Genomic DNA, 25,737 nt, shown 5'->3' with positions numbered 1-25,737 from the left:
ATGACCGTCGGATGACTCTTCGGCGTCGTGGCCGGTCCCGCGGGATTCCGCGGCGGCGCTGATACAGTTGAGGGGACTGGCTCAGGTCGGTCACACAACTGCATATCGACTCATGGAGCGATCGGCGGAGAAGCTGGTCCCCTGTGGTGGGTTCCTCGGCGTGTGCCGTCGGGTGGCTTTCTACTGGTGGCCAGCGCAGGCGAGATTCGCGGGAGTGCCCGCGCGCCCGAACCCCGTCGTCCTGCTCCTTCATGAACACGCTCGCGCGTCACACGGACGAGCGAGTCTAAACAAAGAAGGAGAGACCTCTTGGAAGGTCCTGAAATCACCGCCACCGAGGCCGTTCTCGACAACGGCCGCTTCGGCACCCGCACCATCCGCTTCGAGACCGGCCGCCTCGCGCAGCAGGCTCAGGGCGCAGTCGCCGCGTACCTCGACGGCGAGACCATGCTCCTCTCGGCCACCAGCGCGGGCAAGCACCCGCGCGAGGGCTTCGACTTCTTCCCGCTGACGGTCGACGTCGAGGAGCGCTCCTACGCCGCGGGCAAGATCCCCGGCTCGTTCTTCCGCCGTGAGGGACGCCCCTCCACCGAGGCCATCCTCGTCTGCCGTCTGATCGACCGTCCGCTGCGTCCGTCGTTCGTCGACGGTCTGCGCAACGAGGTCCAGATCGTCATCACCGTCCTGTCGATCGCTCCGGGCGAGTTCTACGACGCCCTCGCGATCAACGCCGCCTCCGCGTCGACGCAGATCTCGGGTCTGCCGTTCTCGGGTCCCGTCGCCGGTGTGCGCCTCGCGTTCATCCCCGGCCACGGCGAGCACGCCGACCAGTGGGTCGCATTCCCGACCGCCGAGCAGGTCTCGGAGGCCGTGTTCGACCTGATCGTCGCCGGTCGTGTCGTCACGAAGGCCGACGGCACCGAGGACGTCGCGATCATGATGGTCGAGGCCGAGGCGACCGAGGGCAGCTGGAACCTCATCAAGGCCGGCGCCACGAAGCCCGACGAGACCGTCGTCGCGCAGGGTCTCGAGGCAGCGAAGCCCTTCATCGCTCAGCTCGTGAAGGCTCAGGCGGAGCTCGCCGCGTCCGCGTCGAAGGAGCCGGGTGTGTACCCGGTCTTCCCGCCGTACTCCAGCGAGGTCTACGACTTCGTGGCCGAGCGTTCCTACGACGACCTGGTGAACGTCTACCAGATCGCCGACAAGCAGGAGCGTCAGGGCAAGGACGACGAGGTCAAGGACCGCGTCAAGGCGCAGCTCATCGAAGCGGTCGAGGCCGGCAGCCTGCCCGCCGGGGCTCCGCTCGAGTTCGCCGCGGCGTACAAGTCCGTCACGAAGAAGATCGTCCGCGGTCGCATCCTCACCGAGAGCGTCCGCATGGACGGCCGCGGTCTCGCCGACATCCGTCCGCTCGACGCCGAGGTGCAGGTCATCCCGCGCGTTCACGGCTCGGCGATCTTCCAGCGCGGCGAGACCCAGATCATGGGCGTCACCACGCTGAACATGCTCAAGATGGAGCAGCAGATCGACTCGCTGTCGCCCACGACGAGCAAGCGCTACATGCACCACTACAACTTCCCGCCCTACTCGACCGGTGAGACCGGCCGCGTGGGTTCGCCGAAGCGTCGCGAGATCGGGCACGGCTTCCTCGCCGAGCGCGCCCTCGTGCCGGTGCTGCCGAGCCGCGAGGAGTTCCCCTACGCGATCCGTCAGGTGTCCGAGGCGCTGAGCTCGAACGGCTCGACGTCGATGGGCTCCGTCTGCGCGTCGACCCTGTCGCTGCTGAACGCGGGCGTGCCGCTGCGCGCTCCCGTCGCCGGCATCGCGATGGGCCTCGTGTCCGACGAGGTCGACGGCGAGACCCGCTACGCGGCGCTGACCGACATCCTCGGCGCCGAGGACGCGTTGGGCGACATGGACTTCAAGGTCGCGGGCACGAGCGAGTTCGTCACGGCGATCCAGCTCGACACGAAGCTCGACGGCATCCCGTCGTCGGTGCTCGCGGGGGCCCTGACCCAGGCTCGCGACGCGCGCCTGACGATCCTCAATGTCCTGAACGCGGCGATCGACGCTCCCGACGAGATGGCGCCGACCGCGCCGCGCGTCATCAGCGTGCAGATCCCCGTCGACAAGATCGGTGAGCTGATCGGCCCGAAGGGCAAGACGATCAACGCGATCCAGGACGAGACCGGCGCTCAGATCTCGATCGAGGAGGACGGCACCGTCTACATCGGCGCGACCGACGGCCCCTCGGCCGAGGCCGCCCGCGCCCAGGTCAACGCGATCGCGAACCCCACCAACCCGGAGGTCGGCGAGCAGTTCCTCGGAACCGTCGTCAAGATCGCGACGTTCGGCGCGTTCATCTCGCTTCTCCCGGGCAAGGACGGCCTGCTGCACGTCACCGAGGTGCGCAAGCTCGCAGGTGGCAAGCGCGTCGAGAACGTCGAGGACGTGCTCTCCGTCGGCCAGAAGATCCTCGTGAAGATCACGAAGATCGACGACCGCGGCAAGCTGTCGCTCGAGCCCGTGCTCGACGACGCGCCCGCTGCGGACGCTGCGTCCGCGGAGGAGTCCGCCGCCGAGTGATCGGCTGACGCACGACACCGGAACCCGGGTCCGTCTTCGTGGCGGGCCCGGGTTCCCGCGTGTCTGCGTGACCAAACCGTTATGGGAAGTTTCCCCGCCGTTCCCCGGATTGGACGGCGCGATCCCTGACGTCGCATACCCTCGAAGTACGCACCGGGGGGTGCATGTACGGCAGCGACGCAGATCGGGACGCACCGATCTATGCGGGGGTGAGGAAATGCGGTTGTTCAGCGTAGGCGCAGGAGCCTCCGCAGAGCGCGCACCGCAGGACGCCGATCACCCGTCCGCCCCGATCCCGATCGTCGGCCCCGGAATAGGAGAGACCATTCGCGTCCCCCTCGGAGAGACCGGATTCGAGACGTTCCCGCTCATGCTGGGGGCGGCCGAGTTCGGATGGAACGTCGACCTCGAGACGAGCCACGGCATCCTGGACCGCTACGTGGAGTTCGGCGGCAACGCGATCCATACTGCGGACGGCTTCTCGGGCGGCCGCAGCGAGCACATCATCGGGCAATGGCTCCGTTCACGCGGCCAGCGCGAGCGCGCACTGCTGAGCGTCCGCATCGGCGCGCACGCCGACAACCCGGGGCTCGGCTCGGTCAACCTCGTCCGCGCGGTCGAGGGGTCGCTCACGCGCCTCGGCGTGGAGCGCATCGACGTCCTGTATCTCGACGCGACGCTCGATCGCACGACCAACCTCGAGGACACTCTCGCGACCGTCGAGTGGCTGGTCGACGCGGGCAAGATCGGCGCTCTCGGCGCTTACGGTCTGGCCCCGGAGCGACTCGTCGAGGCGCGCATCCTCGCCTCGGCGGGCTACCCGCGCATCCAGGTGATCGACTCGCCGTACAACCTCATCCGCCGGCAGCCGTTCGAGGGGGACCTGCGCCTGGTCGCCGGTGCGCAGAACCTGGCCGTCACCCCGTCGCACGCGCTCGAACACGGCTTCCTCTCGGGGCGGCATCGCAGCAAAGCGCTGACCTCGCGTGGTGTGCGCGGGGAGCAGCTCCGCGGGCACCTCAACCGTCGCGGCACGAAGATCCTGCGCGCGCTCGACCAGGTGGCGGCCGAGCTGGAGGTGCCGGTGGCCGCGGTGTCGATCGCCTGGCTGCTGGCGCAGCGCACCGTGGCCGCGCCGATCGTGAACACGTTCGCGACCGAGCACGTCGACGAGCTCATGCAGGGAGCGGGCGTGTCGCTGTCACGCGTCCAGATCGCCGATCTCACCCGCGCGGGCAACTGAGCCCCACCCGTGCCGGCGGCGGGCTGAGAGTCGTCACACGACTGTCACACGGCTGACATAGGGTGGAGGAGATCCCCCGGCGGATGCTGTCGATGAAGCGAGCGAGTTTGTGACGCACTACATATACCTGGTCAGACACGGTGAACATCAGGATGCCGAGCACGGCCTCGCCGACGGACCCCTCTCACCGCGCGGTGCACGTCAGGCCGAACTGATCGCGGATCGTCTCTCCGGGCTTCCGCTGGACGCCGTCTGGCATTCGCCGCTGCTGCGCGCGGCCGAGACCGCTCGTGCGATCGCCGCGCGTCTGCCCTCCGTCGACCCCGCCCCGACCGCACTCCTGTTCGATTGCGTCCCCACGGGGATGACCGAAGAGACGCCGGCCGCGTTCGAGCCGTTCTTCGGATCCATCACGGACGCCGAGATCGAGGCGGGCGCAGCCCAGATGTCCGACGCCGTGAACGAGTTCCTGGTGCGCAAGCCGGGTGACGTCCACGAGGTGCTCATCACGCACAACTTCGTCATCTCCTGGTTCGTGCGCGAGGTGCTCGGTGCACCCGAATGGCGCTGGATGACTCTCAATCAGGCGCACTGCGGACTGACCGTGATCGCGCAGAAGCAGGGGCGTCCATGGACCCTGCTCACGCACAACGACACCGGTCACCTCCCGGTCGAGCTGCGCACCGGCATCCCCGACACGATGCCGGTCTGATCCACGCGCGACCGGCCTGGCGCTGCCGGGCGTCTCTCCGCCCGAAATAGGATTGTGGTCATGACCACGCAGGTAGCACTCGTCGGCGGCACCGGGAAGCTCGGGTCGATCATCCACGCGGTGATCGACGAGCTGGACGGCTTCGAGGTGGTCCGAGTGCTCACCTCGTCGAGCGACCTGTCGGAGATGGACGGCGCGGATCTCGTCATCGACGCGACCACGCCGCAGGTGAGCATCGACGTGGTGCGTGCCGCGGTCGAGCGGGGGATCAACGTCCTCGTCGCGACGTCCGGGTGGTCGGCGCAGCGCATCGCGCCGATCCGGCCGCTGGTCGAGGCTGCGGGCAGCGGCGCGGTGTTCATCCCCAACTTCTCTCTCGGCTCGGTCCTCGGCTCGGCTCTCGCCGCCGCGGCTGCACCGTTCTTCCCGTCGGCCGAGATCGTCGAGGCGCACCACGAGAAGAAGGTCGACTCTCCCAGCGGCACCGCTGTGCGCACCGCCGAGCTGATCGCCGCAGCGCGCGCCGAGCAGGGACCGGTGAGCGCCCCGCACGCGGACCAGCGTGCACGCGGCCAGCAGGTGGGCAGCGTCCCGATCCACTCGCTGCGTCGCCCCGGAGTGATCGCGAAGCAGGAGGTCGTGCTCGCCGGCCCCGGGGAGTCGCTCACCTTCACGCACGACACCGTCGAGCCCGCACTGGCGTACGCGCCCGGCATCCGTCTCGCCGTGCCGTTCGCGGCTCAGGCGCGCGGTGTCGTCGTCGGTCTCGAGAGCATGATCGACATCGGCGTCGGCTCCTGATGTCGCGCCTCGCCGTCGCCCTCATGGGTGCTGCACTGCTCGTCTACCTCGCGGTCGCTGTCTGGCTCGCCGTCATGTTCTTCGCCGTGGGGACGCCGGTGTCCATCGGCATGGGCATCGCTCTGATCGTGCTCGCTCCGCTCGGCGGCTGGGCGCTGGTCCGCGAGATGGTCTTCGGGTTGCAGGCGGACCGACTCGGACGCACGCTCGACGCCGAGGGCGGGATGCCGGAGGCGGAGACGGAGCTCACGCCGAGCGGACGCCTTCGGCCGGAAGACGCCGACCCGATGATCGCGCGCTACACCGCCGAGGCCGAATCAGCCCGTGGGGACTGGCGAGCGCGCTACCGTCTGGGCGTCGTTCAGGACGCGGCAGGGCACCGCAAGGACGCCCGCGCCAGCATCCGCGAGGCCATCCGGCTCTCGCGCGGCTGAGCCCGCTCGCCCCGCACGCGCGATCGGCGGTCAGGCGAGGGTCGCCTCGAGCGTGATCTCGACGCCGGCGAGCGCCTGGGAGACCGGGCAGCCCGTCTTCGCTCCGTTCGCGATCTCCTGGAACGCCTCGGGTGTGAGGCCGGGCACGACGGCGTTGACGTTGAGGTGGCTGCCCGTGATGCCCACGCCGGGCGTGAAGCTCACCGAGGCGCTGGTGTTCACGCGCTCCGGGGGAGTGCCGTTCTCCGCGAGGGCATGCGACAGCGCCATGCTGAAGCAGGAGGAGTGCGCCGCCGCGATCAGTTCCTCGGGCGTCGTGGTCGTGTCGCTGCCCTCGCTGCGGGCCTTCCAGTCGATCGGGAAGGTGCCGAGGTTGGACGAGGAGAACGCGACGGTCCCCGAGCCCTCCGCGAGGGATCCGGTCCAGGTGGTGTTCGCTTCGCTGGTGACGGGCATGATTCCTCCGGTTCTCGCGCTGCTCGGTGTGCGGGTCGCGTGTCCGGCCAGCCTATCGAGGCACCGCCAGGGACGGAACAGAAGTCCTCGGAGGTCAGGCAGCGGAGGCGCGGCCGAGGATTCCGATCCGCTGCAGCAGGAGGTACAGCTGGCATCCGAGGCAGAGCCCGATCGCCGCGTTGAGGAATGCGGCGACGAACGCTGCGGCGGTCGCGATCGGAAGCGCCCAGGGCACACCGGCGAGGTGCAGGACGAGGCCGATCGTCACGACGAACAGGCCGACGCCCTGTGCGAACCGGGGCGGACGCGGGTCCTCGAGCTCGCTCGGCGGGCTCAGGCGCGGACGCACCGCACGGCGGAAGAGCACTCCCCACGGGGCCGTCGCAGGGGAAAGCACACTCCACAGGAACAGCCCCGCGATGACGACCGCCAGTAGGAACCCCGGATCGAGCGCGCGTTGAGCGACGGATGCCGAGGCGATCGCCCATCCGCCGGCGGGGAACGTCGAATCCGCAAGGGGCTGATATGCGAACCAGCCGGTGCCCTGCGCGGTCGAGACCCCGATCAGCCCGAGGAAGGTCGCGACCAGCAGGAGCACCGTCGTGACGGTGGCGGCGAAGCGCGGGCCGCGCGGGTCGATGCCTGCCGGTGTGCTCATGTTGCTCCCATCGTTGGGCCTCACACGGAGGCGAGGGCTTCGGTCAGCGCGCGCGGCTGCGGCACGCCGTGGAATCGGGCGCGGACGGCTCCGGTGCCGTCGACGACGAAGGTGGTCGGGGTCTGCAGCACGCGGTAGCGCGAGGACAGGTCGGGGCGGTGGGTGAGGTCGACCTCGACGTGCGCGAGGGTGTCGTCCTCCGCGGCGTACGACGTCAGGATCCTACGCACCTGCGGGCAGCGGGCGCACGTCTCGGTGCTGAACTGCACGAGCGTCGCGCGGGCGCCGAGCGCGGCATCCGCATCGCGCGGATCGAACCGCAGATGGCCGCCGCTGCGCCGTCGTCCGTCCCGCGCCCTGATCACCAGGCCTGCGGCTCCGGCGAGCACCACAAGACCCACGGCGAGGGCGAGCGCGAGAGTGGGCGACATTCCCTGAGCGTATGCCCCGTTCGCCACCCGCGGACCCGATGTGTCGGAGCATGAAGATCCGCTCCGATGTCGCCGACGGCGGGTAGTCTGGCTGACATGAGCGCAGCCGTCCCCACGCCGTACGAAGACCTCCTCCGCGACGTGCTGGAGAACGGAACGCACAAGTCCGATCGCACGGGCACGGGCACCACGAGCGTGTTCGGTCGACAGATCCGCTTCGACCTCTCCGAGGGCTTCCCGCTGGTCACGACCAAGCGTGTGCACTTCAAGTCCATCGCGTACGAGCTGCTGTGGTTCCTGCGCGGCGACTCCAACGTGAAGTGGCTGCAGGAGCACGGCGTGAGCATCTGGGACGAATGGGCCGATGAGCAGGGCGATCTGGGACCCGTCTACGGTGTGCAGTGGCGATCCTGGCCGACGCCGGACGGCCGCAGCATCGACCAGTTGTCCGAGGTGATCGAGCAGATCCGCGCGACGCCGGACTCGCGCCGTCTGATCGTGTCGGCGTGGAACCCGGCCGACATCCCCGACATGGCGCTCGCGCCGTGCCACGCGCTGTTCCAGTTCTACGTCGCCGACGGCAAGCTGTCGTGCCAGCTCTACCAGCGCAGCGCCGACCTCTTCCTCGGAGTGCCGTTCAACATCGCCTCGTACGCACTGCTCACGATGATGATCGCGCAGCAGGTCGGTCTCGAGCCCGGCGACTTCGTCTGGACCGGCGGCGACTGCCACATCTACGACAATCACGTCGAGCAGGTGCGCGAGCAGCTGAGCCGCGATGCCTTCCCGGCCCCGACGCTGCGCTTCGCGCGCACTCCGGACTCGGTGCTCGACTACCAGTACGACGATTTCGTCGTGGAGGACTACCGACACCATGCGCCGATCCGGGCGGCGGTGGCGGTATGACCTGGGTCGGCCTGATCTGGGCGGAGGCGAAGCGCGGGGTCATCGGCGCCGAGGGCGGCATGCCGTGGAACGTCCCCGAAGACCTCGCGCACTTCAAGGACACCACCCTCGGAGCCCCGGTCATCATGGGGCGCAAGACCTGGGACTCGCTTCCCGAGCGGTTCAGGCCCCTGCCCGGACGCGAGAACGTCGTCATCACGCGTCAGCAGGACTGGTCCGCCGAGGGCGCGACCCACGCCGCCACGGTCGAGGAGGCCGTCCGCGGTCACGATCGCGTCTGGATCATCGGCGGTGCGGAGATCTTCCGTCAGGTGATCGCCGACGCGGACCGGCTCGAGGTCACCGAACTCGACCTCGACGTCGACGGCGATGCCTTCGCGCCGTCGATCGAGGGCTGGCGGCTGATCGACGACGGAGAGTGGAAGACCTCGCGCAGCGGCATCCGCTATCGCTTCCGGGGATACGAGCGCTGATGCCCACCGCACTGATCACGGGCGCCAGCGCAGGACTGGGAGCCGAGTTCGCGCGCCAGCTCGCCCGCCGCCGCGCCGATCTGATCCTCGTCGCTCGTTCGGTCGAGGCTCTCGACGAGCTCGCGGCAGAGCTGCGGAGCGAGTGCGGCGTCGCGGTCGAGGTTCTCGCCGCCGACCTCGCGATCGAGGAGGAGGTGGAGGCTGTCGCGGCACGCCTCCGCGACCTCGACGACCCCGTCGACCTTCTCGTGAACAACGCGGGCTTCGGGCTTCCGCTGCAGTTCGCGGACAACGACATCGACGACGAGGTGCGGCACCTGCGTGTGCACGTCGAAGCCTCCATGCGCCTCATGCACGCGGCCCTCCAGTCCATGCGCGGACGCGGAGGGCGCATCATCAACGTCGCCTCGGTCGCCGGATTCATCTCTCGTTCGACGTATTCGGCGTGCAAGAGCTGGCTCATCGGATTCAGCCGGTGGGCGAACGCGGAGTATTCTCGCGACCGCGTCAGTGTGACCGCGGTGTGCCCGGGATTCACGCACACGTCGTTCCACGAGCGCATGGGCCTCGCGCCCGGGCGCGAAGGCGTGCCCGCTCCGATGTGGCTCGACGCGCGCGACGTCGTGCGCGAGGGCCTGCGCGATGCGGCCCTGGGCAGGTCGGTCTCCATCCCGTCGCTGCGCTACAAGGCGATCGTGGCGGTCGCCGGGCTGCTGCCGAGTTCCCTCACGTCCGGCGTCGCGCGCCGGGGGCGCGTCTGATCCCTTCCGGTGGCGGAACCCCGCTCAGCGGAACCGGCCCAGGTGGATGCCGGCCAATGCGATCGCGGCGATTGTCTCGCCGTCGGTGATGCGTCCGTCTGAGATCATCGCCAGGACCTCGCCGAACGGGACCCAATCGACCGCGTCGATTCCCTCCTCGGCGCGGGAAGGGGAGTCGGTCGCGCCGGCGTCGCCGAGCCGACGCGCGAGGAAGACGTGCTCGGGCGCATCCGCGACGCCGTTCAGCGCGTTCATGGTGCCGAGGAGCGTCCAGTCGTCGGCCTCGACACCCGTCTCCTCGAGGAGTTCGCGGCGGGCGGCCACCAGGGGATCCTCGCCGTCGCTCCCGCCGGCCGGAACCTCGACGGACCTGCCGGTCGTGTATCTCTCGAGTGTCACGAGACAGATGCGGTCCTCTTCGTCCATCGCGACGACGAAGACCGCGGCGTTGCGCACCGTGACGACGCCGTAGATCCCATCGCCGCCCGGACCGGTGACCTGATCCTCCCGCACCTCGATCCAGCGATTCCCGTAGACGACCGACGACCCGTGCGTGACCCATGCCATGCGTCCGAGCATAGGCGTCTCCGTAGGATGGCACGCATGGGATGGCTCTTCGGCAGGAAGCGCGAATCGCAGGACGCGAACGAGACGCTGCGGCGCTACAACGAGGCCGAGGCGGCGCGACTCGCAGCCATGGCGAGCGGCGCGCCGACGGTCGCGACGGGGGAGCCCCTCGCCGTGGCGACGTCCTCGACCGAGTTCGCGGTCGAGGACGTGTTCACGATCACGGGTCGGGGCATCGTCACGACGGGCACCGTGACCTCGGGTGTTCTCCGCGTCGGCGACGCGGTAGTCGTGGTCCGCGCCGGTACGACGACCGGATCGACGGAGATCGCCGGCGTCGAGATGTTCCGCAAGACGCTCAAGGAGGCGACCCCGGGCGTGAACGTCGGGCTGCTTCTGCGCGGCAAGGTCGATGTCGTCCGAGGCGACGTCATCCGCCCTGCCCCGTCCGCGTGAGCGGTCGCCGAACCGATACGCTGGGTGCATGACGCACTCGGGCAATCCATTCGGACAGGTTCTCGTCGCGCTCGTCACTCCGATGACGGCCGACGGCGAAGTCGACTGGCCCGCCGTCGAGAAGCACATCGATGACGTGATCACCGCGGGAGCGGACGGCATCGTCGTGACGGGAACGACCGGCGAGACCTCGACCCTCACCGATCCCGAGAAGCTCAAGCTCGTCGAGATCGGCAAGTCCGTCTCGGCGGGACGGGCGAAGATCATCACGGGTGGCGGCTCGAACGAGACCGCGCACGCGATCGAGCTCTACAAGGCCAGCGAGAAGGCCGGCGCCGACGGCATCATGATCGTGACGCCGTACTACAACAAGCCCACGCAGGCCGGAATCCTCACGCACTTCCGCCTCGTCGCCGACGCCACGGATCTGCCGGTCATCCTGTACGACATCCCGGGGCGCACCGGGGTGCCGATCAGGTACGAGACGATCCTCCGGCTCGCCAAGCACCCCAACATCCTCGCGGTGAAGGACGCCAAGGGCGACTTCTCCGAGGTCAGCCGGGTGCTGAACCAGACCGACCTCATGTACTTCTCCGGCGACGACGCGAACGTGCTGCCGCATCTCGCGATCGGTGCGACCGGACTGATCGGCGTCACGGCGAACATCGCGGCGACCCCGTACCGCACAATCGTGGATGCCGTGAACCGCGGTGATCTGGCGGCGGCGACCGCCGAGCACCAGCGCCTCGAGCCTCTCGTGCGTGCGGTCATGACGCACGTGCCCGGCACCGTCGCGGCGAAATACATCCTGCACGGGCTCGGACGCATCTCCAGCCCGCGCGTCCGTCTGCCGCTGGTGGGTCCGGAGGAGTGGGAGGCCGCCCTCATCGAGGACGAACTCGACCTCGTCAAGGACGTCCCCGGCGCCGACTTCTCGAACTTCCGTCCCGACCGCAACGCCGCCGCCGGCGGCGCACTGCCGAAGGTGCACGGCACGACACGCTGATACAGGCCGCGGTGCGCCGCGCCACCATGAACGACCGGACGCGTGGAGCGTCCGACTGAGGAGAGCGCATGTCCATTCCGATCGCAGATCCCGCCGCCCTCGAGAAGGGGACGTTGCGCGTCATCCCGCTCGGCGGTCTCGGCGAGATCGGTCGCAACATGACCGTCTTCGAGTTCGAGGGCAAGATCCTGATCGTCGACTGCGGCGTGCTGTTCCCTGAGGAGCACCAGCCGGGTGTCGACCTGATCCTGCCCGACTTCGAGCCGATCAAGGACCGCCTCGACGACATCGTCGGCGTGGTCCTGACCCACGGCCACGAAGACCACATCGGCGCCGTCCCCTACCTGCTCCGACTCAAGAGCGACATCCCCCTGATCGGTTCGGGCCTCACGCTCGCACTCGTCGAGGCGAAGCTCAAGGAGCACCGGATCAAGGCCTTCACCCTCACCGTCCAGGAGGGCCAGGAGGAGCAGGTCGGGCCCTTCGACCTCGAGTTCGTCGCGGTGAACCACTCGATCCCTGATGCTCTCGCCGTCGCGATCCGCACTCCCGCAGGCACGGCCCTGGCGACCGGTGACTTCAAGATGGACCAGCTGCCGCTCGACGGCCGCATCACGGATCTCCGTGCGTTCGCTCGTCTCGGCGAGGAGGGAGTCGACCTGTTCCTCGTCGACTCGACGAACGCCGACGTCCCCGGGTTCACGCCCACCGAGCGCTCGATCGGCCCTGTGCTCGACCAGGTGATCGCCAAGGCCCCGCGCCGCGTGATCGTGGCGAGCTTCTCGAGCCACGTCCACCGCGTGCAGCAGGTCATCGACGCCGCGCACGCGAACGGACGTCGCGTCGCGTTCCTCGGGCGCAGCATGGTGCGCAACATGACGATCGCCGAGCAGCTCGGCTATCTCAAGGTCCCGGACGGCGTCCTGATCGACTACAAGAAGGCGCGCGACCTCCCGGACGACCGGATCGTCTACATGTCCACCGGTTCACAGGGCGAGCCGATGGCGGTGCTGAGCCGCATGGTCAACATGGATCACGCGATCGAGATTGGCGAGGGTGACACCGTGATCCTCGCGTCCAGCCTGATCCCCGGCAACGAGAACGCCGTGTACCGCATCATCGACGGCCTCACGAAGCTCGGCGCGAACGTCGTCCACAAGGCGAACGCGAGGGTGCACGTCTCCGGACACGCGGCCGCCGGCGAGCTCATCTACTGCTACAACATCCTGAAGCCGAAGAACGTGCTCCCGGTGCACGGCGAGTACCGGCACCTGGTGGCCAACGCGAAGCTGGCGCAGGACACCGGCATCGCCGCGGAGCGGACGATCATCGCCTCGAACGGTACCGTGATCGACCTGAAGGACGGCGACGCGCGCATCGCCGGTCAGCTCGACCTCGGGTTCGTGTACGTCGACGGCTCGACTGTGGGCGCGATCACTGACGCCGACCTCAAGGACCGACGCATTCTCGCCGAGGAGGGATTCGTCTCGGTCATCGTGGTGGTGGATGCCGCGACGGGACGCATCATCTCGGGGCCGGAGATCCATGCGCGAGGCATCGCGGAGGATGACTCGGTGTTCGACGACGTGGCTCCGAAGATCGTCGCCGCGCTCAAGGAGGCCTCGGGCAACGGAGTGCGTGACACGCACGCGCTCTCGCAGGTCGTGCGTCGCACGATCGGACGCTGGGTCAACCAGAAGCTCCGACGTCGTCCGATGATCGTCCCGCTCGTCATCGAGGCCTGATCCCGTCGTCCCGCATTCACGGGTGCGCGACATCCGGTCGTAACACCCGCGCCCTATGCTCGGCCCATGTACAGGGGCTTCACGTCTCGCAGGGCTGTGCAGACGGATGCGGCGTTCCTCGGCGACATGCTCGTCGAGGCGGCGAACTGGCGCGCCGGGGGAGCGCGACCGCGACACGAGGTGCTCACATCGTCGGAGCACCGGCGCTACCTCGCGGGATGGAAGCGCACGGCCGACGACGGAGTGGTGGCGGTGGACCGCGACGATTCGCCGATCGGCGCCGCGTGGTACCGCACGCTCCCGCAGGACGATGCGGGGTTCGGATTCATCGGCGTCGCCGTGCCCGAGCTGATCATCGGGGTGCACCCGCTGTGGCGTGCGCGCGGCGTGGGTCGCTCCTTGCTGCGTGACGTCGTGGGACTCGCCGCCGCGCAAGGATACGCGCGGATCAGTCTGAGCGTGGAGCGCGACAACTTCGCCCGCAATCTCTACCGAGCGGAGGGATTCTCCGTGGTGTCGGAGACGGAGCACCGCGCGACGATGGCCAGGTCCACACGCTGAGCGTGAGCCTGGGGATGCGCGGAATGCCGCGTCATTACGGGGGAATGTCGGCTCTTGGCTCTAGCGTGGGAGCATGGCCAGGAGTACCACGAAGACTGAGCGCGCATCGAGCAGCGCGTCGTCGCGCCCGAAGCGGGCGTCCTCGCCGAAGACTCAGGCTGCGCCGAAGAAGTACATCGACGACGTCGACAAGCCTCCCGTGATCGTCCGCGCGTGGGGTGGGTTGGCGCACGGCGTGGGCGGACTGTTCCGTGCGTTCGGGCCCGAGACCCTCGAGAAGGACGACCGTCGCGACGGCTTCCCGTTCTTCCTCGTGCTGCTGGCGATCGCCGGGGCCGTGAACGAGTGGTTCTTCATCGGCAGCGAGGTCGCGGCGAACATCAGCGCGTACTCGGTCGGCCTGTTCGTCGGGCGGGTCGCGTTCATCATGCCGGTGCTGCTTCTCCTGCTGGCCGGCTGGCTGTTCCGCCATCCGTCTTCCGTGCACGACAACGGGCGCATCGGCATCGGGTTCGGGATGTTCGTGCTCGCCCTCTCGGGCATCTTCCACGTGGCGGGTCCCCGTCCGCATCCGAATCAGGGCATGCCCGCGCTGAGCGAGTCCGGCGGGCTCCTCGGCTGGCTGATCGGACAGCCGCTCACATACCTGACCGACATCCCGGCCTATATCGTGCTGTCGCTGCTGGTCGTGCTCAGCATCCTCATCCTGACCAAGACGCCGCCGAACCGCATCGGTCAGCGTCTGGGCGACCTCTACGCGTGGATGTTCGACGCCGAGCGGGTGGAGAAGCCGGCCAAGGATGCCGCGACGATCGACGACGCCGACAAGGTCGACGACCCCGACGTCCTGCCCTGGTGGCGCCGTAACAAGACCGGCCGCGAGGAGGACCCCGACGAGGGCTCCCTCGGCTCCGACGACATCACCGCGCTGCTCGGGCAGGCGGAGGCGACTCCGGCCTACGACCAGGCGGTGACCGTGGCGAACCCCTATGACGCCGCCACCGAGGTCATTTCGGACGTGCGCTCCGTCACCAACGCGCTCGCTGAGCAGCAGACGACCGCGCTGCTGGACGACGACTCCGACACCGGTGAGATGCCCGAGCTCCCCGGTCTCGATGGCTTCGGCACGGAAGGGCCAGGGGATCGTGGACCGCAGGCTCCGGTCGCGCCCTACGTTTTGCCGTCGCCGAGAGTGCTCGCGGAGGGTCCGCCGTCCGTAGCCCGATCCGAGGCGAACGATCGCATCGTCGAGCAGATCACCAGCGTCCTGTCGCAGTTCAACGTCGACGCCAAGGTCACCGGCTTCTCGCGGGGCCCGACGGTCACGCAGTACGAGGTCGAGGTCGGTCACGGCGTCAAGGTCGAGAAGATCCTGCAGCTCAGCAATAACTTCGCCTACGCGGTCGCGTCGAACGACGTGCGCATCCTGTCGCCGATCCCCGGCAAGAGCGCGATCGGCATCGAGATCCCGAACACGGATCGGGAGACCGTCTCCCTGGGTGACGTGCTGCGTTCCCAGGCTGCGCAGAAGAGCACGCATCCGCTGACCATCGGCGTCGGCAAGGACGTCGGCGGGAACTTCGTCACCGCGAACCTGGCCAAGATGCCGCACCTGCTGGTCGCGGGATCCACCGGCTCGGGCAAGTCGAGCTTCGTGAACTCCATGATCACGAGCCTCCTCATGCGCGCCCGCCCGTCCGATGTACGGATGGTCCTGATCGACCCGAAGCGCGTCGAGCTCACGAGCTACGCGGGCGTCCCGCACCTCATCACCCCAATCATCACGAACCCGAAGAAGGCCGCCGAGGCCCTGCAGTGGGTCGTGAAGGAGATGGACATGCGGTACGACGACCTCGCGTCGTTCGGCTTCCGCCACATCGACGATTTCAACAAGGCCGTGCGAGCCGGCGAGGTCGAGGTCCCGGTGGGCAGCGAGCGCGTGCTCAAGCCGTACCCGTACCTCCTCGTCGTGGTCGACGAGCTCGCCGACCTCATGATGGTCGCCCCGCGCGACGTCGAGGACTCGATCGTGCGCATCACCCAGCTGGCCCGCGCCTCCGGCATCCACCTGGTGCTCGCGACGCAGCGACCGAGCGTCGACGTCGTCACGGGTCTGATCAAGGCGAACGTCCCGTCGCGTCTCGCGTTCGCCGTGACCAGCGTCACCGACAGTCGGGTGATCCTCGACAGCCCCGGCGCCGACAAGCTCATCGGCCAGGGTGACGCGCTGTTCTCGCCCATGGGGTCGTCCAAGCCGTTCCGTCTGCAGGGCGCATGGGTCGACGAGAAGGAGATCGACGCGGTCGTCAAGCATGTGACCCGCCAGGCACGGCCCGAGTACCGCGCGGACGTGCAGGAGGCCATGGAGCCGGCCAAGAAGAAGGAGGTCGACGAGGACATCGGCGACGACCTCGAGCTGCTTCTCGCGGCCGCAGAGCTCATCGTGTCCTCGCAGTTCGGCTCGACCTCGATGCTGCAGCGCAAGCTCCGGGTGGGCTTCGCCAAGGCCGGTCGCCTCATGGATCTCCTCGAGTCCCGCGAGGTCGTCGGCCCGTCCGAGGGGTCGAAGGCGCGAGACGTGCTCGCGACGCCCGAGCAGCTCCCGCAGGTCATGGCGAAGCTCCGAGGCGAGGATGCTCCCTCCGTGCCCGCTGCCGCACCTGCTGCTCCCGCGGCGGCCGCGCCGGCCGCATCTCCGCGCGACCCGGTCGAGGCGCAGTACGACGGTCTGCCTGTGGTCGAGGCCGAGGACGGCGACGAGGACGCCTGGGGCCTCACGGGGCGCGACTGATGGCGATCCCTCGGCAGCTCCCCAATGCGATCACGGTCGCGCGGATCCCGCTTGCGGTGATCTTCTTCGTCGTCCTGCTGCTCGGCGGGACGTACGGCATCCCGGATATCGCACTCCGCTGGGTCGCGGGGGTTCTCTTCGTCATCGCGATCTCGACCGACTGGGTCGACGGCTACCTCGCACGGCGCTACGACATCGTCAGCGACTTCGGGAAGCTCTGGGACCCGATCGCCGACAAGCTGCTGACGGGTGCCGGATTCATCGGGCTCGCGATCCTGGGCGAGCTGAACTGGTGGTTTGTCATCGTCATCCTGATCCGCGAGTGGGGGATCACGGTGCATCGCCTGATGGTCGCGAGCGAGCACGTCGTCGCGGCGGCGTGGATGGGCAAGATCAAGACCGCGGTGCAGGGCGTCGCGTTGTCGTGGGCGCTGCTGCCGTTGCACGTGGTGATCGGTCTCGGGCCGTGGACGTTCATCACCGCGATCCTGATGGTCGCCGTGCTTGTGCTGACGGTCGCGAGCGGGATCGACTACATCGTCGCCCAGGTCCGGGGTTCCCGGCGGACCTCATGACCCCCGCCGCGGAGGCCGTCGCGGCGCTCGTCGACCGCGGATGGACGCTCGGAGTGGCCGAGTCGCTCACCGGGGGCGCCGTCGCCGCCGAGGTCGTCTCCGTTCCCGGGGCCTCAGCCGCGCTGTGGGGCGGAGTGATCGCCTATGCGACTCCCGTCAAGCACAGCGTCCTTGGCGTGGACGCAGACCTCCTCGCGCAGCGCGGTCCCGTCCATCCCGAAGTCGCCCTGCAGATGGCGAGGGGCGTGCGGCGCGCGGTCGCGGTCGGACGGCCGAGCGATGTCGGCATCGCGACCACCGGCATCGCCGGTCCGGACTCACCGGACGGACAGCTGGTCGGCACCGTGCACGTGGCGGTCGTGACACCGAACGGTTCGTTGAGCGAGTCGTTCCGGTTCTCCGGCGACCGCGCGGAGATCCGAGCGCGGTCGGTCGACGCCGTGCTCGACGCGCTCTGCCGACTCGTTCGGGAATAGCACCGTGGGCGAGTCCGTTGACATGAATGTGCTCACATCGAAAGCACAGCGTGCGAAGGTAGATTCTGTGACAGTCCTTAGGGCTAGACTGGCGATTCCATCGGGGGAGACCTTGAGTGGGCGATCTGGGAGGAGGTTCCGATGATTCTTGTACGACAGGAAATCGGCGATGTGCTGAGGGACTTCCGCCTGCAGAAGGGGCGTACGCTCCGGCAGGTTGCGAGCAAGGCGTCCGTGGCCCTCGGCTACCTCAGCGAGGTGGAGCGCGGTCAGAAGGAGGCTTCGAGTGAGATCCTCGCCTCTGTGGCGGATGCTCTCGACGTCCCCATCTCGACCATCATGCGCGAGGTCGGAGATCGCATCTCGGTGCTCGAGGGCATCCAGGTCTTCCCGGATGTCGTGCCGGACGATCTGGTGGCGTCCGTTGAGCCCGAGCTCACGCTCCGCTGATCGACGACTCTGAGACCGTCCGTGCGACGCAGTGAGTTCCTTCGTGCCGTGGACGCGGAGTTCGGTGGGCGGGCGTCGTCTCTCGTGAGCGACCTGGTGCTGACGCAACTCTCCGGCCGCACGGCCGAGCAGGCACTGGATGCGGGCGTACCGCCACGCGACATCTGGCAGGCGCTGTGCGCCGAGACCGAGGTGCCGGTCGAGCGTCGGCACGGCGCGGGACGTCTCGAACCCCGTCGGCACTGAGTTCCCCGAATCTCACGGATCTTCGTCTCTGCGACACGGCGGTTCGGCGTGTCGTCGAAGGTGTGTTCGAAAACACGCGTAGTCTTCTGCACAAGTGGTTCCGAGATCTCGTTATCCCCGTTCTCCGGCACCGACGACGCAATGTCGGAGGTGACTCGTACGGTGTGAAACAGGCCGAAGAGCCATACGCCTTGTCGGAGAGTTCCGCCCATCCCGGGTGGGCCGCGACAGCCTACAGGCGGCATCACGCGAGCAGAAGGAGCACGACATGCCATCACCCGCCGACCGCGAGAAGTCCCTCGAGACAGCACTCGCCCAGATCGACCGCCAGTTCGGAAAGGGCTCGGTCATGCGGCTGGGAAGCGACGAGCGCGCTCCTGTCGCGGTGATCCCGACCGGTTCGATCGCCCTCGACGTCGCGTTGGGCGTCGGAGGTCTGCCGCGTGGCCGCATCGTCGAGATCTACGGACCCGAGTCCTCCGGTAAGACGACCCTCACGCTGCATGCGATCGCCAATGCGCAGCGCTCCGGCGGCATCGCGGCCTTCATCGACGCCGAGCACGCCCTCGATCCGGACTACGCCGCCAAGCTCGGCGTCGACATCGACGCGCTGCTCGTCTCCCAGCCGGACACCGGTGAGCAGGCGCTCGAGATCGCCGATATGCTCGTGCGCTCCGGAGCGATCGACCTGATCGTGATCGACTCGGTCGCAGCCCTGGTGCCGCGTGCCGAGATCGAAGGCGAGATGGGAGACTCGCACGTCGGTCTCCAGGCGCGACTGATGTCGCAGGCTCTCCGCAAGCTGACCGGTGGTCTCAACCAGACCAACACCACGATGATCTTCATCAACCAGCTGCGCGAGAAGATCGGAGTGTTCTTCGGCTCTCCGGAGACCACCGCCGGCGGTAAGGCGTTGAAGTTCTACGCCTCGGTCCGCATGGACATCCGTCGCATCGAGACGCTCAAGGACGGTACCGACGCTGTCGGAAACCGCACCAGGGTCAAGGTCGTCAAGAACAAGATGGCTCCACCCTTCAAGCAGGCGGAGTTCGACATCCTCTACGGCGTCGGAATCTCCCGCGAGGGCAGTCTGATCGACTTCGGCGTCGACCACGGCATCGTCAAGAAGTCGGGATCCTGGTACACCTACGACGGTGATCAGCTCGGGCAGGGCAAGGAGAACGCCCGGAACTTCCTGATCAAGAACCCCGACATCGCGCTGACGATCGAGACGCAGATCAAGCAGAAGCTCGGTATCGGCGGCGCCGCTCCCGCAGCACCGGCGGACGAGCTCGCCGAGCGTCGTCCGGCCTGACCATGACGACACGAGACGACGGGGGCGCATCCGACCGGATCGCCCCCGTCATCCCGCTCTTCGGGAACGCCCGTGGCGCGTCCCGCCCTTCCCGCGGGACATTGGATCCGTCGTCGGACCTTGCCGAGACCGGGGAACGGTCACGCCGATCTTCGGCACCAGGACGTTCGGACGACGAGGGCGACGCGATGCCGCAGCGCACGGACGACGGCGGGCTGTGGCGGTCGACATGGGACGACAGCCCGCGTCGATCGACGCATCCGATCCGGTCTGCAGGACAGGGCGCGGCTTTCGGATCCTCTGCCGGCGACGAGCGGACCGGGCCGAGCGATCGACATCCCGCTCGGGGCAACCACCGCAGTGCCGAACTGCGTGCTCTGAACGACAGCATCGATCGGATGGGTGACAGCGCGACGACCGCACCGGACGTCCGCGCGGCCGCAGAGGAGCTGCTGGTTCGCAAGCTTCGCTCGAGGTCGTTGTCGGCATCGGAGGCACGGCTCATTCTGCGCGGCGTCGATCAGGATGGCGCCAGGCTCGATGCAGGCACCGTGGACGACATCATCGACGAGTTCACGCGACGTGGCTATCTCGACGATGCGCAGCTCGCAGGGCAGCTCGTCGCCGCGGGCATCGAACGCAAGGGACAGGGTCGCGTGGCGCTCTCCCGGGCGCTCGCACAACGAGGGATCCCTCGCGAGGTCATCGATGCCGCGCTGGACGAGTTGCCGGATGACGATGCCGAGCGTGCTCTCGAGTACGCGCGCTCCAAAGCGCGGTCGCTCAGCCGACTGGACGCCGACACCGCACTGCGCAGACTCGTCGGCCAGCTCGCACGGCGAGGCTACAACGGCGCTATCGCGATGTCCGCGGCCAAGACAGCGCTCGCGGAGGCGACTTTCGGGCGACCGTCTTCCGGCGTGCGATTCGTGGACTCCGACTGAATCCGCTCGCACGGAGTGCGCTCGTACAATAGGAGCATCATGACTACTCCGCGCAGTGAACCGACGATCATCGCGTCGTCGTCGGCAGCCATCGACCTCGACGGGCATCGGCGATCCTACGAGGTCCGCACGTTCGGATGCCAGATGAACGTCCACGACTCGGAGAGACTGTCCGGGTCGCTGGAGAGCGCCGGCTACGTCCGCGCCGAGCTCGGCGACGAGGCCGACGTCGTGATCATCAACACGTGCGCCGTGCGCGACAACGCCGCGGGGAAGCTCTACGGCACCCTCGGCCAACTCGCCGCAGTGAAGCGGCGCAAGGACGGCATGCAGATCGCCGTCGGCGGATGCCTCGCTCAGATGGACAAGCAGGCCGTTCTCGACAAGGCGCCATGGGTCGACGTGGTCTTCGGCACGCACAACATGGGGTCGCTCCCGGGTCTGCTCGAGCGGGCGCGACACAACGGCGAGGCCGAGCTGGAGATCCTCGAGTCCCTCGAGGTGTTCCCCTCGACGCTCCCGACCAAGCGGGACTCCGCGCACAGCGGCTGGGTCTCGATCTCCGTCGGGTGCAACAACACGTGCACCTTCTGCATCGTTCCCAGCCTGCGCGGCAAGGAGAAGGACCGCCGCCCCGGCGACATCCTGAACGAGATCCGACTGCTCGTCGAGGACGGCGCGATCGAGGTCACCCTGCTAGGGCAGAACGTCAACTCCTACGGTGTCGAGTTCGGTGACCGTCAGGCATTCGGCAAGCTGCTCCGCGCGGCGGGCGAGATCGACGGACTCGAGCGCATCCGGTTCACCAGCCCGCACCCCGCCGCATTCACAGACGACGTGATCGACGCCATGGCCGAGACGCCGAACGTGATGCCGCAGCTGCACATGCCGCTTCAATCCGGCAGCGACCGCATCCTCAAGGCGATGCGCCGTTCGTATCGGAGCGACCGCTTCCTCGGCATCCTCGACCGCGTCCGCGAGCGGATCCCGCACGCCGCCATCACCACCGACATCATCGTCGGGTTCCCGGGTGAGACCGAGGCCGATTTCGAGGACACGATGCGAGTCGTCGAGCAGGCACGATTCTCGAGCGCTTTCACGTTCCAGTACTCGATCCGCGAGGGCACGCCTGCGGCGACGATGGACGAGCAGGTGCCGAAGGCCGTCGTCCAGGAGCGGTACAACCGACTGATCGCCCTGCAGGAGCGGATCTCCCTCGAGGAGAACCAGAAGCAGGTCGGTCGGGAGGCCGAGGTCCTCGTCTCCACCGGCGAGGGCAAGAAGGACACCGAGACCCACCGACTCACCGGCCGCGGCGAGGACAACCGTCTCGTCCACTTCGAGGTGACCCCCGGTTCGCCGACCCCGCGTCCCGGCGACGTCGTCACCGTGACGATCAGCCACGCCGCGCCCTTCCACCTGCTTGCCGACGATCCCTCCGGTGCGCCGCTGCGCATCCGGCGTACGCGCGGGGGAGACGCGTGGGACCGCGCGCAGGCAGAATCGTGCGCTGTGCCGGCGCCGAGCGTCGAGGGCGGCCCCCGTGCGGTCTCGCTGGGGCTGCCCACGCTGCGCGTCGGCGTGTGACCGTCACGACTCCTGGCATGCGGCAGCCCCGGCTCTGGGCCATCGCGGGGGCGACCGGTACGGGCAAGAGCGATCTCGCCCTCGATCTCGCGGAGGCACTCCGTCTCCGCGGGAATCCCGCGGAGATCGTGAACGCCGACGCCATGCAGCTCTATCGCGGCATGGACATCGGCACGGCCAAGCTCCCGGAGAGCGAGCGGCGCGGCATCCCGCATCATATGTTCGACGTGCGCGAGGTCGATCAGGACGCCGCGGTCGCCTGGTATCAGCCACGGGCGCGCGAGGCCATCCAGGCCATCCAGGCGAGCGGCGGCGACGCCATCCTCGTCGGCGGTTCGGGGCTCTATGTCTCGAGCGTCATCTACGACTTCGCATTCCCGCCGCGAGACCCGGCGATCCGCGAACGGCTCGAGCACGAACTCGCCGAGCACGGAGTCGAGGAGCTCGTCGCACGTCTCCGGACCCTCGACCCCGACACCGCCGAGCGGATCGATCCGCGCAACGAGAGGCGCGTCATCCGCGCCCTCGAGATCGTCGAACAGGGAAGCGCGACGCACGGGGCGGCGCTCCCCACAGAGCCCGTCCTCTGGCAGCCGCAGGGCACCCGCGTGATCGGTCTGCACGTGGACCGCGCGGACCTCGTCGCACGACTCGACGCGCGGGTCGAACGCATGTGGCGAGACGGGATGGTCGAGGAGGTCGCGCGGCTCCGCGAGCGCGGTCTCGAAGACGGCGTCACCGCCGCGCGCGCGATCGGGTACGCTCAGGCGCTCGCGCAGCTGGACGGACGGATGACGCAGGACGAGGCCATCGCGCAGACGCAGGCCCTGACGCGACGCTACGCCCGCCGCCAGGTGTCGTGGTTCAAGCGCTACCCCGAGCTCCAGTGGGTCGACGCCCCCGTCGAAGCGACGACGCTGCTCGACGTCTGAGTGAATCCCGGCGCGAGAAGCCGGCGCGGATGTCCGTGCTCCGTGGCAGTGTGTCGACATGGCCACTCACTTCTTCACCGCATCCAGCCTCGACGGATTCATCGCGACCGAAGAGCATTCGCTCGACTGGTTGCTGTCGCGGGACATCGACCAGGAGGGACCGATGTCGTACCTGCAGTTCGAGAAGCGGATCGGCGCGCTGGCGATGGGCGCGTCGACGTACGAGTGGGTCATGCGCCACGAGGACGGTCGCTGGGGATATACGCAGCCCACCTGGGTGTTCACTCATCGCGCTCTCGACGTTCCGGAGGGCGCGGATGTGCGGCTCACCCGATCGGACATCGCCGCCGTGCACGCAGAGATGACAGCCGCGGCCGGTGAGCAGGATGTCTGGATCGTGGGAGGCGGCGACCTGGCAGGACAGTTCGCCGACGCCGGACTCCTCGACGAGGTCTGGGTGCAGTACGCGCCCGTGACTCTCGGAGCGGGCGCGCCGCTCCTGCCCCGGGCGCTGGAGCTCGAACTGCTCGAGGTCGCGCGCAACAGGGACTTTTTGTGCGGTCGGTACGGGGTGGTCCGCGGCTGAGGCCCGGCGATCCTAGACTCGAGTGATGACCTGGAGTGTGCGCGCCTTCCGTCCTGAGGACACGGAGAGCGTCATCGCTCTCTGGGAGGAGGCCGGGCTCACCCGTCCGTGGAACGACCCGCGGCTGGACATCCAGCGCAAGCTGTCGGTGCAGCCGGAGCTGTTCCTCGTCGCGGTCGACGACGGCTCGGCGGACTCCGCGCTGGTCGGAACCGTGATAGCGGGCTACGACGGTCACCGCGGATGGTTGTACTACCTCGCCTCGTCGATCTCGCACCGCCGTCGCGGAGTGGGACGCGCTCTCGTCGCCGAAGCCGAACGCCTGTTGCTCGGCATGGGGTGTCCGAAGATCCAGCTGATGGTACGAGAGGGCAACGAGCAGGCGCTGGGCTTCTACGACGAACTCGGCTATGTGCGTTTCTCCGTCGCGAACACGGGCAAGCGCCTCATCGTCGACGCATAGCCGGGATCCCTAGACTGGGACCATGGTCGCATTCACCAAGGGGCACGGCACCGGCAACGATTTCGTCATCATCGCCGACCCCGACGGCACCCTCGACCTCACAGCCGATCAGGTCGCAGCACTCTGCGATCGACACTTCGGCATCGGCGCCGACGGCATCCTCCGTGTCGTCCGATCCACGGCGATCGCCGACGGAGCTGCCGCTCTCGCGGAGGAACCCGAAGCCGAGTGGTTCATGGACTACCGCAACGCCGACGGGTCCATCGCGGAGATGTGCGGCAACGGCGTCCGAGTGTTCGTGCACTATCTGCTCCGGTCCGGCCTCGCGACACTCGAACCCGGTTCCACGCTCCCGGTCGGCACCCGCGCCGGTGTCCGCGACATCACACGCAGCGAGAACGGCTACCAGGTCGATCTCGGGCTGTGGAAGCTCTCCGGCGACGACCCGCTCGTCACCGCGGACGGATTGCCCGTCGCCCGTCCCGGACTCGGCATCGACGTCGGCAATCCGCACGTCGTGGTCGCGCTCGCGGAAGAGGCGGAGCTCGCGACTCTGGAGCTGCACCGTGCTCCCGAGCTCGACCCCGTGCTGCCCCACGGCGCCAACGTCGAGTTCGTCGTGCCCGGCGAGCCTCTCGTGAGGGACGGCATCGGTCACGTGCGCATGCGTGTCTCGGAGCGCGGGGTCGGCGAGACGCTCAGCTGTGGAACCGGGGTCGCCGCGACGGCCCTCGCCGTCCGGTACTGGGCGGGGGAGAAGGCTCCCGATCACTGGCGGGTCGAGGTTCCGGGAGGCACGCTCGGCGTGCGGATGTTCCCCGCTGAGGACGGCGAGCACGTAGGACTCTCCGGACCCGCGCAGCTGGTGTACAGCGGCGAGGTCGACCTGCTCTGATGGCTGCGTCGAGCGCCATCGGGCTCGTGATCTTCGACTGCGACGGTGTGCTGGTCGACAGCGAGCGGATCTCCGTCGACATCGACCGACGGGTGCTCGGTGAGCTCGGGTGGACGCTCACGAACGAGGAGATCGTGCACCGCTTCGTCGGCCGCTCCGACGCTCACTTCCGTGCGGAGGTCGAGCAGCACCTCGGCCGCCCTCTCGACGACGATTGGGACGCGCCCTACGCGCAGTGGTACCGGGAGGCTTTCGACCGTGATCTCGTGGAGGTGCCCGGGGTGGTCGAGGCGCTCGACGCGGTGAGGGTCCCCAGCTGCGTGGCGTCGAGCGGCTCTCACGCCAAGATCCGACGGAGTCTCACCCTTACCGGTCTGCTGACGCGGTTCGATGGGCGCATCTTCAGCGCCGAGGACGTACGGGAGGGCAAGCCGGCCCCCGATCTGTTCCTCCATGCTGCCGCTCAGCTCGACGTGCAGCCCGAGCGATGCATCGTCGTCGAAGACAGCCGGTTCGGCGTGCAGGCTGCTCGCGCGGCCGGTATGCGCGTGCTCGGCTATGCGGGCGGCCTCACCCCGGGGGAATGGCTCGAGGCGGAAGGAGCCACCGTGTTCACCGACATGGGCGCGCTTCCCGGACTGCTCGTGACCTGAGTTCGAGCATCATCCCGCGAGGACGAGA

The 25,737-nt window shown here is 68.4% G+C and carries 29 protein-coding genes; 25 read left to right on the top strand and 4 right to left on the bottom strand.

From position 1 onward, the window contains the following. Positions 1-309 precede the first annotated feature (309 nt). From MRBLMX7_RS02460 to MRBLMX7_RS02440, 5 genes are all read left to right on the top strand, one after another. Positions 310-2,586 (top strand): polyribonucleotide nucleotidyltransferase, encoded by a 2,277-nt coding sequence (locus tag MRBLMX7_RS02460; protein ID WP_363366036.1) that lies wholly within the window; start codon positions 310-312, stop codon positions 2,584-2,586. Positions 2,587-2,803: 217 nt separating this feature from the next. Continuing rightward, positions 2,804-3,829: an aldo/keto reductase gene (locus MRBLMX7_RS02455; protein WP_363366035.1), complete on the top strand. Its 1,026-nt coding sequence runs from the start codon at positions 2,804-2,806 to the stop codon at positions 3,827-3,829. A gap of 109 nt (positions 3,830-3,938) precedes the next feature. Then, positions 3,939-4,541 (top strand): histidine phosphatase family protein, encoded by a 603-nt coding sequence (locus tag MRBLMX7_RS02450; RefSeq protein ID WP_363366034.1) that lies wholly within the window; start codon positions 3,939-3,941, stop codon positions 4,539-4,541. 60 nt (positions 4,542-4,601) lie between these two features. Further along, on the top strand, positions 4,602-5,342 hold the full coding sequence (dapB, locus tag MRBLMX7_RS02445) for a 4-hydroxy-tetrahydrodipicolinate reductase (RefSeq protein ID WP_363366033.1): 741 nt from the start codon (positions 4,602-4,604) through the stop codon (positions 5,340-5,342). Next, complete coding sequence (locus MRBLMX7_RS02440) at positions 5,342-5,776, top strand: hypothetical protein (protein WP_363366032.1); 435 nt, start codon at positions 5,342-5,344, stop codon at positions 5,774-5,776. Before dapB ends, MRBLMX7_RS02440 begins: the two co-directional genes overlap by 1 nt. A 30-nt stretch (positions 5,777-5,806) precedes the next feature. On the opposite strand, the gene MRBLMX7_RS02435 is transcribed toward MRBLMX7_RS02440, so the two are convergent. The 3 genes from MRBLMX7_RS02435 to MRBLMX7_RS02425 form a co-directional block, all read right to left on the bottom strand. Further along, positions 5,807-6,232, bottom strand: a complete 426-nt coding sequence (locus MRBLMX7_RS02435) for an OsmC family peroxiredoxin (protein WP_363366031.1) — start codon at positions 6,230-6,232, stop codon at positions 5,807-5,809. A 94-nt stretch (positions 6,233-6,326) separates the two neighbouring features. Continuing rightward, positions 6,327-6,890: a DUF4395 domain-containing protein gene (locus MRBLMX7_RS02430; protein WP_363366030.1), complete on the bottom strand. Its 564-nt coding sequence runs from the start codon at positions 6,888-6,890 to the stop codon at positions 6,327-6,329. A 20-nt stretch (positions 6,891-6,910) separates the two neighbouring features. Next, positions 6,911-7,321 (bottom strand): thioredoxin family protein, encoded by a 411-nt coding sequence (locus MRBLMX7_RS02425; protein WP_363366029.1) that lies wholly within the window; start codon positions 7,319-7,321, stop codon positions 6,911-6,913. 96 nt (positions 7,322-7,417) lie between these two features. On the opposite strand from MRBLMX7_RS02425, the gene MRBLMX7_RS02420 reads away from it, so the two are divergent. From MRBLMX7_RS02420 to MRBLMX7_RS02410, 3 genes are read left to right on the top strand one after another with little or no spacing between them, the layout of a single operon-like run. Beyond that, a complete protein-coding gene (locus tag MRBLMX7_RS02420; protein ID WP_363366028.1) occupies positions 7,418-8,227 on the top strand; it encodes a thymidylate synthase in 810 nt (269 codons plus the stop codon). Further along, positions 8,224-8,700, top strand: coding sequence for a dihydrofolate reductase (locus MRBLMX7_RS02415; RefSeq protein ID WP_363366027.1), 477 nt, complete (start codon positions 8,224-8,226; stop codon positions 8,698-8,700). Before MRBLMX7_RS02420 ends, MRBLMX7_RS02415 begins: the two co-directional genes overlap by 4 nt. Continuing rightward, a complete protein-coding gene (locus MRBLMX7_RS02410) occupies positions 8,700-9,461 on the top strand; it encodes an SDR family NAD(P)-dependent oxidoreductase (protein ID WP_363366026.1) in 762 nt (253 codons plus the stop codon). Before MRBLMX7_RS02415 ends, MRBLMX7_RS02410 begins: the two co-directional genes overlap by 1 nt. A 24-nt stretch (positions 9,462-9,485) precedes the next feature. On the opposite strand, the gene MRBLMX7_RS02405 is transcribed toward MRBLMX7_RS02410, so the two are convergent. Continuing rightward, positions 9,486-10,028: an NUDIX hydrolase gene (locus tag MRBLMX7_RS02405; RefSeq protein WP_363366025.1), complete on the bottom strand. Its 543-nt coding sequence runs from the start codon at positions 10,026-10,028 to the stop codon at positions 9,486-9,488. A gap of 36 nt (positions 10,029-10,064) precedes the next feature. On the opposite strand from MRBLMX7_RS02405, the gene MRBLMX7_RS02400 reads away from it, so the two are divergent. The 17 genes from MRBLMX7_RS02400 to MRBLMX7_RS02320 all read left to right on the top strand — a co-directional run bounded on the left by MRBLMX7_RS02400 (position 10,065) and on the right by MRBLMX7_RS02320 (position 25,709). Next, complete coding sequence (locus MRBLMX7_RS02400) at positions 10,065-10,484, top strand: EF-Tu/IF-2/RF-3 family GTPase (protein WP_363366024.1); 420 nt, start codon at positions 10,065-10,067, stop codon at positions 10,482-10,484. Between the two features lie 28 nt (positions 10,485-10,512). After that, on the top strand, positions 10,513-11,490 hold the full coding sequence (gene dapA, locus MRBLMX7_RS02395; RefSeq protein ID WP_363366023.1) for a 4-hydroxy-tetrahydrodipicolinate synthase: 978 nt from the start codon (positions 10,513-10,515) through the stop codon (positions 11,488-11,490). Between the two features lie 68 nt (positions 11,491-11,558). Beyond that, complete coding sequence (locus MRBLMX7_RS02390) at positions 11,559-13,235, top strand: ribonuclease J (RefSeq protein WP_363366022.1); 1,677 nt, start codon at positions 11,559-11,561, stop codon at positions 13,233-13,235. A gap of 66 nt (positions 13,236-13,301) precedes the next feature. Continuing rightward, positions 13,302-13,796 (top strand): GNAT family N-acetyltransferase, encoded by a 495-nt coding sequence (locus MRBLMX7_RS02385; protein ID WP_363366021.1) that lies wholly within the window; start codon positions 13,302-13,304, stop codon positions 13,794-13,796. 73 nt (positions 13,797-13,869) lie between these two features. Further along, positions 13,870-16,587 (top strand): FtsK/SpoIIIE family DNA translocase, encoded by a 2,718-nt coding sequence (locus tag MRBLMX7_RS02380; protein ID WP_363366020.1) that lies wholly within the window; start codon positions 13,870-13,872, stop codon positions 16,585-16,587. After that, positions 16,587-17,162, top strand: coding sequence for a CDP-diacylglycerol--glycerol-3-phosphate 3-phosphatidyltransferase (pgsA, locus tag MRBLMX7_RS02375; protein WP_363366019.1), 576 nt, complete (start codon positions 16,587-16,589; stop codon positions 17,160-17,162). The genes MRBLMX7_RS02380 and pgsA overlap by 1 nt, the downstream gene beginning before the upstream one ends. Further along, the gene (locus tag MRBLMX7_RS02370; protein WP_363366018.1) at positions 17,159-17,638 is read left to right on the top strand and encodes a CinA family protein; all 480 of its coding nucleotides are present in this window, start codon (positions 17,159-17,161) and stop codon (positions 17,636-17,638) included. Before pgsA ends, MRBLMX7_RS02370 begins: the two co-directional genes overlap by 4 nt. Before the next feature lie 141 nt (positions 17,639-17,779). Continuing rightward, a complete protein-coding gene (locus MRBLMX7_RS02365) occupies positions 17,780-18,088 on the top strand; it encodes a helix-turn-helix domain-containing protein (protein ID WP_050721194.1) in 309 nt (102 codons plus the stop codon). A gap of 21 nt (positions 18,089-18,109) precedes the next feature. After that, positions 18,110-18,334, top strand: a complete 225-nt coding sequence (locus MRBLMX7_RS02360) for a DUF3046 domain-containing protein (RefSeq protein WP_363366017.1) — start codon at positions 18,110-18,112, stop codon at positions 18,332-18,334. 268 nt (positions 18,335-18,602) lie between these two features. Beyond that, complete coding sequence (gene recA / locus MRBLMX7_RS02355) at positions 18,603-19,649, top strand: recombinase RecA (RefSeq protein WP_050721192.1); 1,047 nt, start codon at positions 18,603-18,605, stop codon at positions 19,647-19,649. 398 nt (positions 19,650-20,047) lie between these two features. Next, positions 20,048-20,593 carry a regulatory protein RecX gene (locus MRBLMX7_RS02350; protein WP_363366016.1) on the top strand — a complete coding sequence of 182 codons (546 nt, stop codon included), beginning with the start codon at positions 20,048-20,050 and terminating at the stop codon, positions 20,591-20,593. A gap of 39 nt (positions 20,594-20,632) precedes the next feature. After that, positions 20,633-22,180: a tRNA (N6-isopentenyl adenosine(37)-C2)-methylthiotransferase MiaB gene (gene miaB, locus MRBLMX7_RS02345; protein WP_363366015.1), complete on the top strand. Its 1,548-nt coding sequence runs from the start codon at positions 20,633-20,635 to the stop codon at positions 22,178-22,180. Positions 22,181-22,197: 17 nt separating this feature from the next. Next, positions 22,198-23,112 (top strand): tRNA (adenosine(37)-N6)-dimethylallyltransferase MiaA, encoded by a 915-nt coding sequence (gene miaA, locus MRBLMX7_RS02340; protein WP_363366014.1) that lies wholly within the window; start codon positions 22,198-22,200, stop codon positions 23,110-23,112. Between the two features lie 58 nt (positions 23,113-23,170). Beyond that, the gene (locus MRBLMX7_RS02335; RefSeq protein WP_363366013.1) at positions 23,171-23,698 is read left to right on the top strand and encodes a dihydrofolate reductase family protein; all 528 of its coding nucleotides are present in this window, start codon (positions 23,171-23,173) and stop codon (positions 23,696-23,698) included. Positions 23,699-23,723: 25 nt separating this feature from the next. After that, positions 23,724-24,161 carry a GNAT family acetyltransferase gene (locus MRBLMX7_RS02330; RefSeq protein ID WP_363366012.1) on the top strand — a complete coding sequence of 146 codons (438 nt, stop codon included), beginning with the start codon at positions 23,724-23,726 and terminating at the stop codon, positions 24,159-24,161. Between the two features lie 22 nt (positions 24,162-24,183). Beyond that, the gene (dapF, locus tag MRBLMX7_RS02325; RefSeq protein WP_363366011.1) at positions 24,184-25,056 is read left to right on the top strand and encodes a diaminopimelate epimerase; all 873 of its coding nucleotides are present in this window, start codon (positions 24,184-24,186) and stop codon (positions 25,054-25,056) included. Next, on the top strand, positions 25,056-25,709 hold the full coding sequence (locus tag MRBLMX7_RS02320; protein ID WP_363366010.1) for an HAD family hydrolase: 654 nt from the start codon (positions 25,056-25,058) through the stop codon (positions 25,707-25,709). The genes dapF and MRBLMX7_RS02320 overlap by 1 nt, the downstream gene beginning before the upstream one ends. Positions 25,710-25,737 lie beyond the last annotated feature (28 nt).

The sequence above is a fragment of the Microbacterium sp. LMX7-1.2 genome (assembly GCF_040675935.1).
In the GTDB taxonomy this organism is placed as follows: Bacteria; Actinomycetota; Actinomycetes; order Actinomycetales; family Microbacteriaceae; genus Microbacterium.
The sequence above is the reverse complement of the archived record's forward strand: the minus strand, read 5'-3'. Positions and strand labels throughout refer to the sequence as shown.

What these genes read in the sequence shown, in the direction of transcription:
- MRBLMX7_RS02370 (WP_363366018.1), top strand. Translation starts at nt 17,159, where the DNA reads ATGACCCCCGCCGCGGAGGCCGTCGCGGCGCTCGTCGACCGCGGATGG.
- MRBLMX7_RS02410 (WP_363366026.1), top strand. Translation starts at nt 8,700, where the DNA reads ATGCCCACCGCACTGATCACGGGCGCCAGCGCAGGACTGGGAGCCGAG.
- MRBLMX7_RS02420 (WP_363366028.1), top strand. Translation starts at nt 7,418, where the DNA reads ATGAGCGCAGCCGTCCCCACGCCGTACGAAGACCTCCTCCGCGACGTG.
- MRBLMX7_RS02455 (WP_363366035.1), top strand. Translation starts at nt 2,804, where the DNA reads ATGCGGTTGTTCAGCGTAGGCGCAGGAGCCTCCGCAGAGCGCGCACCG.
- recA (WP_050721192.1), top strand. Translation starts at nt 18,603, where the DNA reads ATGCCATCACCCGCCGACCGCGAGAAGTCCCTCGAGACAGCACTCGCC.
- MRBLMX7_RS02425 (WP_363366029.1), bottom strand. Translation starts at nt 7,321, where the DNA reads ATGTCGCCCACTCTCGCGCTCGCCCTCGCCGTGGGTCTTGTGGTGCTC.
- MRBLMX7_RS02400 (WP_363366024.1), top strand. Translation starts at nt 10,065, where the DNA reads ATGGGATGGCTCTTCGGCAGGAAGCGCGAATCGCAGGACGCGAACGAG.
- dapF (WP_363366011.1), top strand. Translation starts at nt 24,184, where the DNA reads ATGGTCGCATTCACCAAGGGGCACGGCACCGGCAACGATTTCGTCATC.
- MRBLMX7_RS02335 (WP_363366013.1), top strand. Translation starts at nt 23,171, where the DNA reads ATGGCCACTCACTTCTTCACCGCATCCAGCCTCGACGGATTCATCGCG.
- dapB (WP_363366033.1), top strand. Translation starts at nt 4,602, where the DNA reads ATGACCACGCAGGTAGCACTCGTCGGCGGCACCGGGAAGCTCGGGTCG.
- MRBLMX7_RS02380 (WP_363366020.1), top strand. Translation starts at nt 13,870, where the DNA reads ATGGCCAGGAGTACCACGAAGACTGAGCGCGCATCGAGCAGCGCGTCG.
- MRBLMX7_RS02405 (WP_363366025.1), bottom strand. Translation starts at nt 10,028, where the DNA reads ATGGCATGGGTCACGCACGGGTCGTCGGTCGTCTACGGGAATCGCTGG.
- MRBLMX7_RS02430 (WP_363366030.1), bottom strand. Translation starts at nt 6,890, where the DNA reads ATGAGCACACCGGCAGGCATCGACCCGCGCGGCCCGCGCTTCGCCGCC.
- MRBLMX7_RS02330 (WP_363366012.1), top strand. Translation starts at nt 23,724, where the DNA reads ATGACCTGGAGTGTGCGCGCCTTCCGTCCTGAGGACACGGAGAGCGTC.
- miaB (WP_363366015.1), top strand. Translation starts at nt 20,633, where the DNA reads ATGACTACTCCGCGCAGTGAACCGACGATCATCGCGTCGTCGTCGGCA.
- MRBLMX7_RS02390 (WP_363366022.1), top strand. Translation starts at nt 11,559, where the DNA reads ATGTCCATTCCGATCGCAGATCCCGCCGCCCTCGAGAAGGGGACGTTG.
- MRBLMX7_RS02415 (WP_363366027.1), top strand. Translation starts at nt 8,224, where the DNA reads ATGACCTGGGTCGGCCTGATCTGGGCGGAGGCGAAGCGCGGGGTCATC.
- MRBLMX7_RS02320 (WP_363366010.1), top strand. Translation starts at nt 25,056, where the DNA reads ATGGCTGCGTCGAGCGCCATCGGGCTCGTGATCTTCGACTGCGACGGT.
- MRBLMX7_RS02350 (WP_363366016.1), top strand. Translation starts at nt 20,048, where the DNA reads ATGGGTGACAGCGCGACGACCGCACCGGACGTCCGCGCGGCCGCAGAG.
- MRBLMX7_RS02440 (WP_363366032.1), top strand. Translation starts at nt 5,342, where the DNA reads ATGTCGCGCCTCGCCGTCGCCCTCATGGGTGCTGCACTGCTCGTCTAC.
- MRBLMX7_RS02365 (WP_050721194.1), top strand. Translation starts at nt 17,780, where the DNA reads ATGATTCTTGTACGACAGGAAATCGGCGATGTGCTGAGGGACTTCCGC.
- pgsA (WP_363366019.1), top strand. Translation starts at nt 16,587, where the DNA reads ATGGCGATCCCTCGGCAGCTCCCCAATGCGATCACGGTCGCGCGGATC.
- dapA (WP_363366023.1), top strand. Translation starts at nt 10,513, where the DNA reads ATGACGCACTCGGGCAATCCATTCGGACAGGTTCTCGTCGCGCTCGTC.
- MRBLMX7_RS02435 (WP_363366031.1), bottom strand. Translation starts at nt 6,232, where the DNA reads ATGCCCGTCACCAGCGAAGCGAACACCACCTGGACCGGATCCCTCGCG.
- miaA (WP_363366014.1), top strand. Translation starts at nt 22,198, where the DNA reads ATGCGGCAGCCCCGGCTCTGGGCCATCGCGGGGGCGACCGGTACGGGC.
- MRBLMX7_RS02385 (WP_363366021.1), top strand. Translation starts at nt 13,302, where the DNA reads ATGTACAGGGGCTTCACGTCTCGCAGGGCTGTGCAGACGGATGCGGCG.